Raw genomic sequence first — 14,537 nt, forward strand, 5'->3', positions numbered from 1 at the left:
CTCTTTGGTTCTTTGCCTGTTGGGGAGATGCGCGCGCCGGGCCTCAGGCCCAGTCGCGGCAGATGTACTTGACCTCGGTGAAGGCCTCGAGGCCCTGGCGGGCGCCTTCGCGGCCGACGCCGGATTGCTTCATGCCGCCGAAGGGAATGGGCGCGCCGGTGACCTTGGTGCGGTTGACGGCGACCATGCCGAACTCAAGCCCGCGCGAGAGCCGGTAGATGCGGCGCGGGTCCAGCGTGTGGACATAGGCCACGAGGCCGTATTCGGTGGCATTGGCGCGGGAGAGCGCCTCGTCCTCGGTGTCGAAGGGGGCGATGGCGGCGACGGGGCCGAAGGTCTCTTCGCTCATGATTAGCGCCTCGGCGGGCACGTCGGCCAGCACCGTGGGCTGGTAGAAGAGCGGACCCAGCTCGTCGCGCTTGCCGCCGGTCAGCAGTTTCGCGCCCTTGGCGACCGCATCGGCCACATGGCTTTCCTGCTTGGCCACTGCGCCTTCGTTCATCAGCGGGCCGATGTCGGGATCTTCCATGCCGGTGCCGAGGGTCAGCGCCTTGGTGGCCTCGGTGAAGCGCCGGCAGAATTCCTCGTAGACCGGGCGCTCGACCAGGAAGCGGTTGGCGCCCAGGCAATCCTGCCCGGAGGTGGCGAACTTGGCCTTGATGGCTTCCGAAACCGCGCGATCCAGATCGGCATCGGCGAAGACGATGAAGGGCGCATGGCCGCCCAGTTCCAGCACCAGCCGTTTCACCGTCTCGGCGGACTGACGATAGAGCAGCCGCCCGACCTCGGTCGAGCCGGTGAATGAAAGCGCCCGGACGCGCTTGTCTTCCATCCAGCGCCCGACGATCTCGGGGGCGTGACCGGTGATCACGTTGAAGACGCCATCGGGCAGCCCGGCCTGCTGGGCCAGCTCGGCCAGCGCCAGCGCCGAAAGCGGCGTTTCGGCGGAGGGATGGACGACCACGGTGCAACCCGCGGCCAGCGCGGCGGCGGCCTTGCGGGTCACCATGGCCGAGGGGAAGTTCCACGGCGTCACGAGGGCTGCGACGCCAAGCGGCTCGCGCCAGATCTCGACCTCGGCATCGGGCAGGTGGCTGGTGACGCCCTCGATGTTGGGGCGCTTGGTCTCTTCGGCGTAGAACTCGATGAAGCCGGCGCCATAGTCGATTTCCCCGCGCGCTTCCGAGAGCGGCTTGCCCTGTTCCAGCACCATGATGCGGGCCAGCTCTTCGCGGTGCGCCAGCACCAGGTCATGCCAGCGGCGCAGGATGCGGGCGCGGTCCTGGGGCAGGGTGGCGGCCCAGGCCGGGAAGGCGGCATGGGCGGCATCCACCGCCTGGGTGGCCTCGTCGGCGCTCAGCCGGGCGACCTTGCACAGGAGCTGTCCGTCGGCGGGGTTGGTCACGGCGAAACTGGCGCCGCCCTCGGCCTCGACCCATTTGCCGCCGATATGGGACCGGCGGTGGATCAGCAGGCTTTCGGCGATGGTGCCGGAGATGTCAGAGATATGCATGGTGCGAGCTCCCTTCTGTTCAAGGGCAGGATCGCAGCTTGTCGCGGCAGGTGAGACCGAAGTTGGCCGCCCTCACGGACCAAAGAGCCCCGAGGCGCGCCCGCGACAGCCCGTTTGGCCTGTGGGCCGGTCCGTCAGTCGCCGAAGAGCAGGTCGAGCGGCGGCAGCTCGGGGCCCTTCACGGGCTTGGTCACGATATAGGTGAAGTAGCGGGCCAGGCCGATGCGGGCTTCCAGCATGTGGTCGATCAGCGCCTGGTAGCTTTCGATATCGCGGGTGACGATCTGCAGCAGGTAGTCGAAGCCGCCGCCAAGGGCCCAGCAGGCGACGACCTCGTCCCAGCTCTGCATGGCCTTCTCGAAGCCCTGGAAGGAGGCGGCGTTGTGCTCGCCCAGCTCGGCGGCAACGAAGACGGTGACCGAGGGGCCCAGCTTGCGCAGGTTCAGCCGCGCGCCGTAGCCCTCGATCAGCCCGGCCGCTTCCAGCCGCTTCAGCCGCGTCCAGGCGGGCGAGGGCGAGAGGCCGATGCGCTCGGCCAGCTCGACCTTGGTGATCCGTCCATTGGCGGCGACCGCCTTCAGGATGGCCAGGTCGCGCTCGTCCAGTGCATGCATATGTGATCCGCAAGAAAGGGATGGGGCGTCGAAACCCCGAAAGGCCCCTCTCCATCGCACAGAGCCGCAGGTCTTTGAAGGGCAAAGGGTCTTTCCGGGCGGTGCGGCCATGTGACGGGCGGGATCGGCCAACTGGCGATGGCAAGCCGGGCGGTCGCGGCCTAGAATTGCCCGGCAAGCAGGTGAAGGCGCCCGAGCATGGGGCGCGGGGATGGCGGAATGAGATATCTGAAGGAAGCGCTTGTCGGGCTGGTGGCCCTGCTGGCCCTGGCATTGGTGCTGGCGGGGGTGCCGGGGCTTACCGCATTGCAGGCGCAGACCCTGGCCGCGGTGCTGGTGACGCTCAGCCTCTGGGGTACGGCGCTGGTGCCGGGCTATGCCGCCAGCCTGCTGTTCCTGACCGTGGTGATCATCGCCGGGCTCGCGGCCCCCGCCGAGGCCTTTTCGGGGTTTTCCTCGCAGGCCATGTGGCTGGTGATCTCGGGCTTCACCATCGGAGAGGCGATCCGCAGCGTCGGCCTCGGCACGCGGCTGGCCGAGGGGCTGGGGCCGCGGCTGAGCCACAGCTACCCGGCGCTTCTGGGTGGCCTGATGGGCCTCTGCATCGTGCTGAGCTTTCTCATGCCCTCTTCGGTGGGGCGCGCGGTGGTGATGGTGCCCGTGGGCATGGCGCTGGCCGACCGGCTGGGCTTCGGGCGGGGCTCGAACGGGCGGATCGGCATCGCGCTGATCATCGCCTTCGGCACCCATATGCCGGGCTTCGGCGTGCTGCCGGGCAATATCCCCAACCTGGTGCTGGCGGGCGCGGCAGAGCGGCTTTACGACGTGCGGCTGGCCTATGCCAGCTACCTGGCGCTGCACTTCCCGGTGCTGGGGCTGGTCAAGGCGCCGGTCATCGTTTGGCTGGTGCTGCGTTTCTTCCCCGCTCGGATCGAGCCCGGCGCCACGCCAGAGCTCGACACCAGCGTGAGGTCGGATCCCGCGCGCCAGCGCTGGCTGGTGCTGCTGCTGGTGGCGACCCTGGGGCTCTGGCTGACCGACACGCTGCACGGGATCAGCCCCGCCTGGATCGGCATGGCGGCCTCCTGCATCATCCTGATGCCGCGCATAGGTTTCCTCGACGGGCCGGCCTTCAAGCAGGCGATGGACTTCGGCACGCTGCTCTTCATTGCCGGGGCGCTGAGCCTGGGCGTGGTGGTGACCGAAAGCGGCCTCGGCCCGGTGATGGCGCATTGGCTGACGGGCATCCTGCCGCTGGCCCAGGGCCATGACTTCGCCAATTTCGCCTCTCTGGTGGGGCTGGGGGCGGTGACAGGGATCTTCACCACCATCCCCGGAGTGCCCGCCGTGCTGACCGTGCTGGCCGGAGAGCTGAGCGAGCTGACGGGCCTGCCGCTGGATGCGGTGATCATGACCCAGGTCATCGGGTTCTCGACGGTCTTCTTCCCCTACCAGGCGCCTCCCCTGCTGGTGGCCATGGGCCTGTCCGGTGAAAGCGTGAAGCCGCTGCTGAAGATCCTGCTGGCGTTGGCGGCGGTAAGCCTGCTGGTGCTGACCCCGCTGGCCTTCTTCTGGTGGCAGCTCCTGGGCTGGATCTGACGGCCCGCCCCGGCCCCGCGCCTGCGGCCCGCCCAGACGGCGCGGGGCTAGCGCCCGAGCGCTGCGTCGCGGGCGATGGCGCAGGCGGCGATATCGGGCTCGACCGAGGGCCAATGCGCCAGCCGGGGCAGGCGCAGCTTGTCGGGCGGCAGATCCTTCAGGGTAGAGCGCCGGGCCTCTGAGAGCAGCGAGACCCGCGCGATCAGCGCCTCGGCGATCTCGTCAGGCAGGGGGCAGACGATGTAGATCACCTCCGGGTCGATGAGCGAGGCCACGGCCTGAAGCGCCGGGGAAAGCTGCGCGGCCGCGCGGGTCAGCCACTCCATGCCTTCTTGCCGCTTCCTGGGCGGAATACCCGGCAGCTCGTCCCAGGTCTCGACCCCGAAGGCGGCGCGGATGCGGGTCTCCGAGGGGCGGTCGGGTCCGCGCGGAATGAGGCCGCCGACCGAGCCGGCATTGCCCCAGGCGCCGCGCACCAGTCGGCCGCCGCTGACCTGCCCGCCGCCGATGCCCGAAGAGAGGTGCAGGAAGAAGGCCTCCTGCGGCAGTTCGGGCAGGTTGTCCTGCACCCAGAGCGCCAGCGCGCGGGAGTCGTTCTCGAGGGTGGTGGGCAGGCCGGTCATCTCTTCGATGCGGCCCATGAGGTCGAGCGCGATCCAGTCCGTGATGCCGCCGCGCGCGGCCACCCGACGGCCGGCTTCCACCATGTAGCCCTGGGCGGCGATGCCGGTGCCGATGCAATCGGACCCCGGCGGCAGCGCGGCGCGGGCCTGGGCCAGCATCAGCCCCAGGGTCTGCATCGCCAGCTCGGGATCGCCATAGGCCCCGCGTTCGCGTTCGCGGTAGAAGATCGCCCCGGCCAGGTCGCGCAGCTTCACGCTCACCTCGAACTCCGAGACGCTGACCCCCAGCAGGCACAGCCGTCCCGGCCTGAGCCGCAGCTCCCGCGCGGGCTGGCCGCGCTCTCCGATGCGGATCGGGGTTTCCGACACGACGTCTGCGTCGCGCAGGGGGGCAATGGCCCGCATGATGGTCTGCGCCGAGAGGCCGGTGTCGGCGATCAGGCCGGCACGCTTGAGGGGGCCTTCAAGGGCAAGGCGGCGCAGGATGTCTTTCTGAATACCGGACAGAGGCAATGAGAAACGTGGAAACATGGAGATTTGGTAGCCCCGTGGATGACGCAACGGAAGAGACTCCGAAGCGTCACTTCGGCACGAGCGCAATTGCGGAAACATCGCGGCTGCCGCCGGAAGCAAAAAGGGGCCCGGCAGAACCGGACCCCTGTCTTGCAGGTCTCGAGGCGTCTTGCGGGCCTGGAGGCGTATTCAGACGCGGCCCTTCCAGGGCACAAGGAAGCGCTCGGCCAGGCGCATCAGGATGTCGATGCCATAGCCGATGATGCCGATCAGGATGATCCCCATCAGCACGATATCGGTCAGCTGGAACTTCGAGGCGGCGATGATCATCATGCCCGCGCCCTTCTGTGCCGCGACCAGTTCGGCCGCGACGACGGTGCCCCAGCAGACGCCCATGGCCACCCGCGCGCCGGTGAAGATCTCGGGCAGGGAGTTGGGCAGGATCACATGCATCAGCAGCTGCCGCTTCGAGGCCCCCAGCGAATAGGCCGCATGGACCTTCGAGATGTTGACGCCGGAAACGCCCGCCCGTGCCGCGATGGTCATCACCCAGAGCGCGGCGAGGAACAGCAGGACGATCTTGCCGGTCTCCCAGATGCCGAACCAGATGATCACCAGCGGGATCAGCGCCAGCGGCGGCACCGGACGCATGAACTCGACGATGGGATCGAACCAGCCGCGGAACCAGCCCGAGAGACCCATGGCGTAGCCCAGCGGGATACCGACGATGGAGCCCAGGAAGAAGCCCGCCAGCACGCGCATCAGCGACGAACCCAGGTGCTGCCACAGGGTGAAGTTCTGATAGCCCTCGGTGGCGATCTCCTTGAAGCGCTTGAGCACGTCTTCGGGCGGCGGCATCCAGATCGGCTCCATCTGCAGACCCTTGGCAGGCTGGAAGTTGAGAGAGCCCTTGGCGGTCATGGTGACTTCGCCATCGGGGACCTTGACGGTCTCGCCCGGTGCGATCGGCTGGCCTTCGACGGCCACCACGTTCACCTCTTCGCCCTCGTCGTTCGAGGTGGCGCGGATCAGGGTCGAGCGCCAGGCGCCGACGGTATCCACGTCGTTCTTGGCAAAGCCGTCGCCGGGCTCGACCTCGGGATCATCGGCATCCAGGCCGACTTCGTGGACGCGCACCGTCACGGTGCCCTCGTCACGGGCGCCCGAGGCATCCTGGGCGGTGTAGCTGAAGACGGCATCGCCGGTGAAGGGGCCGGGGACGTGGAAGGGCACCCACTTGGAGCCGGTGAAGGCGCCCCAGATCAGGAAGATCACCAGCACCGAGATGAACGAGGCCGCCCGGTCGGGACGGATGGCGCTTTCATCCCCGAAAGTGACGGTCTTGAGCGAGGTGAAGTCGCGGTTCGGCCGGCCCAGCCATTTGGCCAGGCGGACGACGAAATAGCCCAGGGTGAAGAGCGCGATATAGGCGAAAAGGACGATCCAGCCGGTCATGCCGCGTCCTCCGATCGACCCATGATCTCTTCTTCCATTTCCCAGATCATCGACAGGATCTCGTCCCGGGTTTCCTGGAAACCTTCGCTTTTCTTCACTTCGCGCAGGTCCGCGTTGACGCCGCGCTCGGCGAAGGGCAACTGGTATTCCTTGTGGATGCGGCCCGGACGCGGGGCCATGACGATCAGCCGCTCACCAAGCAGAAGCGCTTCTTCCACCGAATGGGTGATCAGGATCACGGTCTTTCCGGTCTCTTTCCAGAGCTTCAGCACCAGGCCCTGCATCTTCTCGCGGGTCAGTGCGTCCAGCGCACCCAGCGGTTCGTCCATCAGGATGACATCGGGCTCGTTGGCCAGGCAGCGGGCAAGGGCCACGCGCTGCTGCATGCCACCCGAAAGCTCGTAGACGGCCTTTTCCTTGAAGTCCTGCAGGCCGACGGTCTCGAGCAGGTGATCGGTGATCTTGTCGCGCTCTGCCTTGGGCATGCCCTTCATGCGCGGGCCGAACTCGACGTTCTTGCGCACCGACATCCATTCAAAGAGAGCGCCCTTCTGGAACACCATGCCGCGCTCGGGGCCGGGGCCCGCGACGGCCTTCTCGCCCAGCTTCACGGCGCCCTCGGTGGGGGCCAGGAAACCGGCGACGATGTTCAGAAGCGTGGTCTTGCCACAGCCCGAAGGCCCCAGGATCGAGACCATCTCGCCGGTCTTGATGTCCATCGACACGTTCTTCAACGCCTGGACCGAGGTCCCGTTGGGCAGGTCGAAGCGCATCGAGATATTCTCTATGTGAAGGCCATCCATTGAAGGCACCTTCCCTTCGCAATGTGGTGTGAACAGGGGGTGGGAAGGCGCAAGGCGCGCCTTCCCGGCATGGATCACATGCCGTCGAGCGCTTCGAGGAAGCTGGCATCGACCGTGTCTTCGTAGCTGTCGAGCGACGCGGGGATGGAGCCTGCGTCCTTGAACACCTGGGCCACGCCCAGCATGAACTCCTGGACGCCGCCGCCCATCCACTTGGCCGAAAGCTGCTCTTCCACGGTGGGGAATTCGAAGGTGGCCAGGGTCTCGGCCGTGGCGTCGACATCCATGCCGGCGTCCTTGGCGATGACTTCCAGCATCTCGTCCTTCATCGAGCCTTCCGCCCACATGGCGTTGGCTTCGGCGGTGACGGCCAGGAACTTGGTCAGCACGTCGCCGGATTCAGCGGCGAAATCGGCGGTGGTCGAGGTCACGTCGAAGACCAGGATGCCCAGTTCTTCCTTCTCGGCGCCGGTCAGCAGCACGTTGCCATGCTCTTTCATGCGGCGCAGCGCGCCACCCCAGCCGCAGACCATGTCGAGCGAACCCTGGGCGAAGGCGGCAGCGCCATCGGCGGGGGCCATGTCGACGATGTCCATGGTGGTGATGTCGACGCCGAAGTGGTCCATCTGCTTGAGGAAGCCGTAGTGGGCGGCGGTGCCGATCGGCACGCCGACCTTCTTGCCTTCCAGCTCCATGGCCGAGGTCTTGTCGATCTCGAGGGTCTCGGCGACGACGCAGTTGTCGTTCTCGGCGTAGGAGACGGCGATGTCGGCGGCAACCAGGCTCTGGCCGGCGGAGGCCGCAACGACGAAGGGCGGCACGCCCTGGCTGACCGAGATCTGCACATCGCCCGAGGCCATGGCGGCCGACATCGCGGTGCCGGCGTCGAAGGACACCCAGTTGACGGTCATGCCGAGCGCTTCGTCGTACATGCCGGTGGCCTTGGCGTATTCAAAGGGCATCGGCCATTCGAGGAAATAGCCCACGGTGATCTCTTCCTGGGCAAAGGCGGCATTGGCGCTCATGAGGGCGCCGAGGAAGGCTGCGCCGGACAGCAGCTTGTTGGTTTTCATGATCTGATCCTTCTCCATGTTGTCGTGATCTCCGGCCTTGTCCTGGCCCTCCGGCCCGCCCTTCGGGCGGTGTCCGGCGGGCGATCGGCCGGTCTATCCCGGTCAGCGTTACGGGGCCCTCGGCGGGGGGCAATCACCGACGCAAACTGGATTCATGGCAACCGCTGTTCTGGCCCTATCGCGCGTCTCTTTTCCGTGCATTTCATTCCGGGAACCACCCCGCCGCACTGCAGCATCCCCCTCTCGCACCAGAAGGAATCCGTCATGACCCTCGACCTGCCTGCCAACCCAAATGCGGCCGCCGTTGCCGCGGACCGCGCCCATGTCTGGCACCACCTGACCCAGCACAAGCCCTTTGAAACAAGGGACCCTCGGGTCTTCGTGAAGGGGCAGGGGCTGCGCGTCTGGGATGCCGAGGGGCGGCAGTTCCTGGATGGGGTCTCGGGCGGTGTCTGGACGGTCAACGTGGGCTATGGCCGGGCCCGCATCGCCCAGGCCGTGGCCCATGCGCTGACCGAGATGAACTTCTTCGCCCAGACCACCGGCTCGGTTCCGGGGGCGCAGTTTGCCGAGAAACTGATCAGCAGGATGCCGGGGATGAGCCGGGTCTACTACGGCAATTCCGGCACCGAGGTGAACGAGAAGGCCTGGAAGATGATCCGCCAGATCGCGGTGAAGCGGCATGGCGGGCGCAAGAGCAAGATCCTGTTCCGGGAACGCGATTACCACGGCGCCTCGATCACCGCGCTTTCGGCCTGCGGGCAGGGCCAGCGGGTGCGCGACTACGGCCCCTTCACCCCCGGTTTCGTCGAGGTGCCCCATTGCCTGGAATACCGCGCCCAGTGGGGCGAGGGCGATCATGCGGGCAGCTATGGTGAACGCGCTGCCGATGCCATCGAAGAGGTCATCCTGCGCGAGGGCCCAGACACCATCGGCGCCCTCTGTCTGGAACCGATCACCGCCGGTGGCGGCGTCATCACCCCGCCCATGGGCTACTGGGAGCGCGTGCAGCAGATCTGCGCCAAGTACGACATCCTGCTGCATCTGGACGAGGTGGTCTGTGGCCTGGGTCGCACCGGCACCTGGTTCGGCTACCAGCATTACGGCTTGAAACCCGATTTCGTCACCATGGCGAAGGGGGTGGCCTCGGGCTATGCCGCCGTGGCCTGCCTGGTCACCACCGAAGAGGTATTCGACACCTTCAAGGATGCGCCCGAGGACGAGATGAGCCACTTCCGCGATATCTCGACCTATGCCGGTTGCACGGCGGGTCCGGCCGCGGCGCTCGAGAACATGGCGATCATCGAGGAAGAGAACCTGTTGGAAAACACCCGCAACATGGGCGACCGGCTGATGGATAACCTGCGGGCATTGCAGGAAAACCACGCGGCAATCGGTGATGTGCGGGGCAAGGGCCTGTTCTGCGGGGCCGAGCTGGTGGCGGACCGGAGCACGCGCGCGCCGCTGGCCGAGGCGCAGGTGCAACGGGTGCTGGCCGAGTGCCAGGCGCGCGGAGTGCTGATCGGCAGCACCGCCCGCGCGATGCAGGGGCTAAACAACACGCTCTGCTTGGCACCATCGCTCTGCGTCAGCGCCGATGAGATCGACGAGATCACCTCGACCCTCGATCAGGCCTTGACCAGGGTGCTGGGCTAGGGCTTTTCCCCGGAGTCCCTGCCGCCTAGGCTGGGGCAGCCCCGAGGACACCATGGCCATACCCACCGAAACCCTCTTCCTGGACCCCGACAGCGAACGCACCCTGCAACAGCAGATCCAGGGGCTGGTGGCGGATTCGATCCTCTCTGGGCGTTTCCAGGCGGGCGAGAAGATGCCCTCGACCCGCGCTTTCGCCAAGCACCTGAAGGTGGCGCGGATCACCGTGTCGCTGGCCTATAACGAGCTGGTCGCAAACGGTTATCTGGTCTCGCGCGACCGTTCGGGCTACTTCGTGTCCGACACGGCCCCGCGCCTGCCGCAGTTCCGCCCGCCGCCGCCCGACCCCGAGGACGCGGTGGACTGGGACAGCGTGATCGCCAACCCCTTCGCGCCGCCCTCGGAACTGGTCCGCCCCTCGGACTGGCGCAATTACCATTTCCCCTTCATCTACGGCCAGAGCGACCCCCGGCTCTTCGACCACCAGAACTGGCGGCTCTGCGCTCTGAACGCCCTTGGCCGCAAGGACTTCGAGTCGCTGACGACGGATTACTACGAGCGCGACGACCCGGTGCTGATCGAATACCTGCGCCGCCAGCTGCTGCCCCGCCGGGGGATCTCGGCCCGCCCCGAGGAGGTGCTGCTGACCATGGGCGCGCAGAACGCGCTCTGGTTCGCCACCCAGCTGCTGCTCTCGCCCGAGAAGACCGCCGTGATGGAGAACCCTGGCTACGCGGGCCTGCGTGACCTGCTGCGCCAGGTCGGCTGCCGCACCGTCTTTGCCGAGGTCGACCAGGACGGCCTGCCACCCGAGGCGATCCCCCATGGCGCCGACGTGGTCTGCACCACCGCCAGCCACCATTGCCCGACCAGCGTCACCATGCCCATTGCGCGGCGACGCGAGCTCTTGCGCCGTGCGCGCGAGGAAAACTTCATCATCATCGAGGATGACTACGAGTTCGAGCTGCCCTCGCTGCGCGCGCCCACGCCGGCGCTGAAGGCCCAGGACCGCACCGGCTGCGTGATCTACGTGGGATCGTTCTCGAAGACGCTCTTTCCGGGTCTGCGCATGGGCTACCTTGTGGCGCCAGAGCCCTTCATCCGCCAGGCGCGCTCGCTCAGGGCCTATATCATGCGCCACCCGCCCGGCCACGTGCAGCGCACCATGGCCTACTTCCTGTCGCTGGGGCATTTCGATGCCCAGCTGACCCGCATGGGCGATGCCTTCTCGCGCCGTCGGGCGGTGATGGAAAAGGCGATCGAGGAGAACGGGCTTGAGCTGGCGACGCCGGGGCTGTCGGGGGGCTCCTCTTTCTGGCTGCGCGCGCCCGCGGGGGTCAGCACCACCGCGCTGGCGCTGCGCCTACGCGAGGATTCGGTGTTGATCGAGCCCGGACAGGCCTTCTTCAACCCCGAAGAGCCGAACCAGAATTTCTACCGGCTGGCCTATTCCTCGATTGCCAGCAATCGCATCCCGCAGGGGATCGAGCTGATCGCCCGCGCGACGGAAGAACTGGCCCGCGCCTGAGCCCTCTCACCTGACCTTCGCCCGTTTTCGCAGCACTGCAGGGGCAGCTTTTTCCTGCGCCTCGGCGGGAAATGAAAAATGTCTTGGATTCTTCATTTGTGTGCGTGAAGAATTGCGTAGATTCTTCATTTCAGGAGGGAGCCATGCCCGATACCCTTGGACAGGACATCCGCGCCCTGCGCCTTGCCCGTGGCATGACGCTTGAAGAACTCTCGTTCCGCGTCGGCCGCTCCACCGGCTGGCTCAGCCAGGTCGAGCGCGACAAGTCGCAGCCCCGCATGTCCGACCTGCGCAAGCTGGCCGATACCTTCGAGGTGCCGCTGTCGTTGCTCTTCGGCGCGCCCGATGCGCCCGAGGCCGAGCGCGGCCGGATCGTGCGCGCCCATGCCCGCCGCAAGATGGGCGATCCCGAACAGGGGCTGATCGAGACCCTGATCTCTCCCGATCTGACCGACAGTTTCGAGGTCATCCACTCGGTCTTCCTGCCCCGCACCGAGGGCGATGAGCTGATCCGCCGACCCACCCAGGAGGTCGCCTACCTGGTCTCGGGCCAGCTGGATATCGAGCTGGACGATCAACCCTTCACCGTCTCCGAAGGCGACAGCTTCCGCATCCGCAGGCAGAGCTTCCGCTGGTTCAATCCCTATGATGCGCCCGCCGTGGCGGTCTGGGTCATCTCGCCTCCCGTCTACTGAAAGTTCCTTCCATGGCCCTTCCCCCCAAGTCCGCCCGCGTCGTCATCATCGGCGGCGGAGTCATCGGCTGTTCCGTCGCCTATCACCTGACATTGCAGGGCTGGCGCGACGTGGTGCTGCTGGAGCGCAAGCAGCTGACCTCGGGCACTACCTGGCATGCCGCCGGGCTGATCGCGCAGTTGCGCTCGTCGAAGAACATGACGCGGCTGGCGAAGTACTCTCAGGAGCTCTACGGCGGGCTTGAGGCCGAGACGGGCGTGGCGACGGGGTTCCGCCGCAATGGCTCGATCACCCTGGCGCTGACCGAGGCGCGGCGGGAAGAGATCCTGCGCCAGGCCGCCATGGCGCGTGCCTTCGGCGTCGAGGCCGAGGCGATCTCGCCACAGGATGTGAAGGCGATGTATCCGCATGTGAACATCGAGGGCGCGACGGCGGGGGTCTATCTGCCGAAGGACGGGCAGGGCGACCCGGCGAACATCGCGCTGGCGCTGGCCAAGGGCGCGAAGATGCGCGGCGCGCAGGTGCTGGAGCGGGTGAAGGTCACCGGCGTGGCCCGGCAGGGCCGCCGCATCACCGGGGTGGATTGGGAAGCCGAGGGAGAGCAGGGGCACATCTCCTGCGACCACGTGGTCAACTGTGCTGGCATGTGGGGTCGGGAGGTCGGCCGCATGCTGGGCGTCAACGTCCCCCTGCAGGCCTGCGAGCATTTCTACCTTGTCACCGACACCATCGAGGGTCTGGGCCAGCTGCCCACCCTGCGCGTGCCCGACGAATGCGCCTACTACAAGGAAGATGCGGGCAAGATCCTTCTCGGGGCGTTTGAGCCCGTCGCCAAGCCCTGGGCCCTGGACGGCATCCCCGAGGATTTCGAGTTCGACCAGCTGCCCGAGGACTTCGAGCACTTCGAGCCCATCATGGAGGCCGCGATCACCCGCATGCCCATGCTGGCCGAGGCGGGCATCCATACCTTCTTCAACGGCCCCGAGAGCTTTACCCCCGATGATGCCTATCACTTGGGCCAGGCGCCCGAGATGGACAATGTCTGGGTTGCGGCGGGGTTCAACTCCATCGGAATCCAGTCGGCGGGCGGCGCCGGCAAGGCGCTGGCAGAATGGATGGATGCGGGCGAGAAGCCCTTTGACCTTGGCGATGTGGATATCGCCCGGATGCAGCCCTTCCAGGGCAACCGGACCTACCTGGCGGAACGCTCGAAAGAGACGCTCGGGCTGCTCTATGCCGATCACTTCCCCTTCCGGCAGAAAGCCACGGCACGGGGGGTGCGGCGGTCGCCGCTGCATTCCCACCTGACGGCCATGGGCGCGGTCTTCGGGGAGTTCGCCGGATGGGAGCGCGCCAACTGGTTCGCCAAACCCGGACAGGAGCCGGTCTACGACTACAGCTGGCAGCGCCCCTCTTGGTTCACCAATGTCGCCCAGGAGCACCGCGCGGTGCGCGAGGGGGTGGGGATCTACGACATGTCCTCCTTCGGGAAGATCCGCGTCGAGGGGCCGGAGGCCTGCGCCTTCCTGAATCATGTCGCGGGCGGGCAGATGGATGTGGCGGCGGGCAAGATCGTCTACACCCAGTTCCTCAATTCGCGCGGCGGGATCGAGGCCGATTTGACCATCACGCGGCTGTCGGAAACCGCCTATCTGGTGGTCACCCCGGCGGCGACGGTGCAGGCCGACATGGCCCATATGCGCCGCCATCTGGGCGACCGGCGCGTCACGCTGACCGATGTCACCGCGGGCGAGGCGGTGATTGCCGTCATGGGCCCCAAGGCGCGCGACCTCCTCGGCCTGATCTCTCGGGCGGATCTCGGGAACACGGCCCACCCCTTCGGCCAGGCCCGCGAGATCGAGATCGGCATGGCCCTGGCCCGCGCGCATCGCGTCACCTACGTCGGCGAGCTGGGGTGGGAGATCTACGTCTCCTCCGACATGGCCGGGCATGTCTTCGAGGAAATCCACCGGGCCGGTCGCCTGGTCGGCGCGAAGCTCTGCGGGCTGCACATGATGGACAGTTGCCGCATGGAGAAGGGCTATCGCCACTTCGGCCACGACATCACCTGCGAGGATCATGTGCTTGAGGCCGGCCTGGGCTTTGCGGTGAAGACCGCCAAGCCCGATTTCATCGGCCGCGAGGCGGTGCTGCGCAAGAAGGACGTGGGGCTTTCGATGCGTCTGGTGCAGTTCAAGCTCTCCGAGCCCGAACCGCTGCTCTACCACGCAGAGCCGGTGCTGCGGGATGGTCAAGTGGTCAGCCATTTGACCTCGGGGGCCTATGGCCACCACCTGGGGGCGGCGCTTGGGATGGGCTATGTCCCCTGTGCCGGGCAGAGCGTGGAAGAGCTGCTGGGATCTCGCTACGAGATCGACGTGGCGGGGCGCCGGGTGCGGGCAGAGGCCAGCCTGCGGCCCTTCCATGACCCGACGTCGGAGCGGGTGAAGCTCTGAACGAGAAGGGGC

General features: G+C 67.0%; 11 protein-coding genes. 5 read left to right on the forward strand and 6 right to left on the reverse strand.

Going from position 1 to position 14,537, the window contains the following annotated elements; translation table 11 throughout:
• Positions 1 to 43: 43 nt before the first annotated feature.
• Both CRO50_RS08885 and CRO50_RS08890 read right to left on the reverse strand, forming a co-directional pair.
• Positions 44 to 1,513 carry an NAD-dependent succinate-semialdehyde dehydrogenase gene (locus tag CRO50_RS08885; protein WP_097145549.1) on the reverse strand — a complete coding sequence of 490 codons (1,470 nt, stop codon included), beginning with the start codon at positions 1,511 to 1,513 and terminating at the stop codon, positions 44 to 46.
• Between the two features lie 134 nt (positions 1,514 to 1,647).
• On the reverse strand, positions 1,648 to 2,127 hold the full coding sequence (locus CRO50_RS08890) for an Lrp/AsnC family transcriptional regulator (protein WP_097145550.1): 480 nt from the start codon (positions 2,125 to 2,127) through the stop codon (positions 1,648 to 1,650).
• Positions 2,128 to 2,346: 219 nt separating this feature from the next.
• Between CRO50_RS08890 and CRO50_RS08895 the strand changes: the two genes are divergently transcribed.
• Positions 2,347 to 3,726, forward strand: a complete 1,380-nt coding sequence (locus tag CRO50_RS08895) for an SLC13 family permease (RefSeq protein ID WP_097145551.1) — start codon at positions 2,347 to 2,349, stop codon at positions 3,724 to 3,726.
• Between the two features lie 47 nt (positions 3,727 to 3,773).
• Here the strand turns inward: CRO50_RS08895 and CRO50_RS08900 are convergent, their stop codons facing one another.
• The 4 genes from CRO50_RS08900 to CRO50_RS08915 form a co-directional block, all read right to left on the reverse strand.
• Positions 3,774 to 4,880: an ROK family protein gene (locus CRO50_RS08900; RefSeq protein WP_179747239.1), complete on the reverse strand. Its 1,107-nt coding sequence runs from the start codon at positions 4,878 to 4,880 to the stop codon at positions 3,774 to 3,776.
• Positions 4,881 to 5,051: 171 nt separating this feature from the next.
• Complete coding sequence (locus CRO50_RS08905) at positions 5,052 to 6,317, reverse strand: ABC transporter permease (protein ID WP_097145553.1); 1,266 nt, start codon at positions 6,315 to 6,317, stop codon at positions 5,052 to 5,054.
• Positions 6,314 to 7,120: an ABC transporter ATP-binding protein gene (locus CRO50_RS08910; RefSeq protein ID WP_097145554.1), complete on the reverse strand. Its 807-nt coding sequence runs from the start codon at positions 7,118 to 7,120 to the stop codon at positions 6,314 to 6,316. Before CRO50_RS08910 ends, CRO50_RS08905 begins: the two co-directional genes overlap by 4 nt.
• Before the next feature lie 74 nt (positions 7,121 to 7,194).
• Positions 7,195 to 8,193 (reverse strand): taurine ABC transporter substrate-binding protein, encoded by a 999-nt coding sequence (locus CRO50_RS08915; RefSeq protein ID WP_232617654.1) that lies wholly within the window; start codon positions 8,191 to 8,193, stop codon positions 7,195 to 7,197.
• Between the two features lie 264 nt (positions 8,194 to 8,457).
• Here CRO50_RS08915 and CRO50_RS08920 point away from each other — a divergent pair, with 264 nt between their 5' ends.
• From CRO50_RS08920 to CRO50_RS08935, 4 genes are all read left to right on the forward strand, one after another.
• A complete protein-coding gene (locus CRO50_RS08920; RefSeq protein ID WP_097145556.1) occupies positions 8,458 to 9,849 on the forward strand; it encodes an aminotransferase family protein in 1,392 nt (463 codons plus the stop codon).
• Positions 9,850 to 9,901: 52 nt separating this feature from the next.
• Entirely contained in the window at positions 9,902 to 11,374 is a 1,473-nt protein-coding gene (pdxR, locus tag CRO50_RS08925; RefSeq protein WP_097145557.1) for a MocR-like pyridoxine biosynthesis transcription factor PdxR, read from the forward strand.
• Positions 11,375 to 11,517: 143 nt separating this feature from the next.
• Positions 11,518 to 12,069, forward strand: coding sequence for a helix-turn-helix domain-containing protein (locus CRO50_RS08930; RefSeq protein ID WP_097145558.1), 552 nt, complete (start codon positions 11,518 to 11,520; stop codon positions 12,067 to 12,069).
• Positions 12,070 to 12,080: 11 nt separating this feature from the next.
• Entirely contained in the window at positions 12,081 to 14,525 is a 2,445-nt protein-coding gene (locus CRO50_RS08935; protein WP_097145559.1) for a GcvT family protein, read from the forward strand.
• Positions 14,526 to 14,537 lie beyond the last annotated feature (12 nt).

The sequence above is a fragment of the Pseudooceanicola antarcticus genome (genome assembly GCF_900215355.1).
In the GTDB taxonomy this organism is placed as follows: Bacteria; Pseudomonadota; Alphaproteobacteria; order Rhodobacterales; family Rhodobacteraceae; genus Pseudooceanicola; species Pseudooceanicola antarcticus.

What these genes read in the sequence shown, in the direction of transcription:
- CRO50_RS08885 (WP_097145549.1), bottom strand. Translation starts at nt 1,513, where the DNA reads ATGCATATCTCTGACATCTCCGGCACCATCGCCGAAAGCCTGCTGATC.
- pdxR (WP_097145557.1), top strand. Translation starts at nt 9,902, where the DNA reads ATGGCCATACCCACCGAAACCCTCTTCCTGGACCCCGACAGCGAACGC.
- CRO50_RS08935 (WP_097145559.1), top strand. Translation starts at nt 12,081, where the DNA reads ATGGCCCTTCCCCCCAAGTCCGCCCGCGTCGTCATCATCGGCGGCGGA.
- CRO50_RS08930 (WP_097145558.1), top strand. Translation starts at nt 11,518, where the DNA reads ATGCCCGATACCCTTGGACAGGACATCCGCGCCCTGCGCCTTGCCCGT.
- CRO50_RS08910 (WP_097145554.1), bottom strand. Translation starts at nt 7,120, where the DNA reads ATGGATGGCCTTCACATAGAGAATATCTCGATGCGCTTCGACCTGCCC.
- CRO50_RS08900 (WP_179747239.1), bottom strand. Translation starts at nt 4,880, where the DNA reads ATGTTTCCACGTTTCTCATTGCCTCTGTCCGGTATTCAGAAAGACATC.
- CRO50_RS08915 (WP_232617654.1), bottom strand. Translation starts at nt 8,193, where the DNA reads ATGAAAACCAACAAGCTGCTGTCCGGCGCAGCCTTCCTCGGCGCCCTC.
- CRO50_RS08905 (WP_097145553.1), bottom strand. Translation starts at nt 6,317, where the DNA reads ATGACCGGCTGGATCGTCCTTTTCGCCTATATCGCGCTCTTCACCCTG.
- CRO50_RS08920 (WP_097145556.1), top strand. Translation starts at nt 8,458, where the DNA reads ATGACCCTCGACCTGCCTGCCAACCCAAATGCGGCCGCCGTTGCCGCG.
- CRO50_RS08890 (WP_097145550.1), bottom strand. Translation starts at nt 2,127, where the DNA reads ATGCATGCACTGGACGAGCGCGACCTGGCCATCCTGAAGGCGGTCGCC.
- CRO50_RS08895 (WP_097145551.1), top strand. Translation starts at nt 2,347, where the DNA reads ATGAGATATCTGAAGGAAGCGCTTGTCGGGCTGGTGGCCCTGCTGGCC.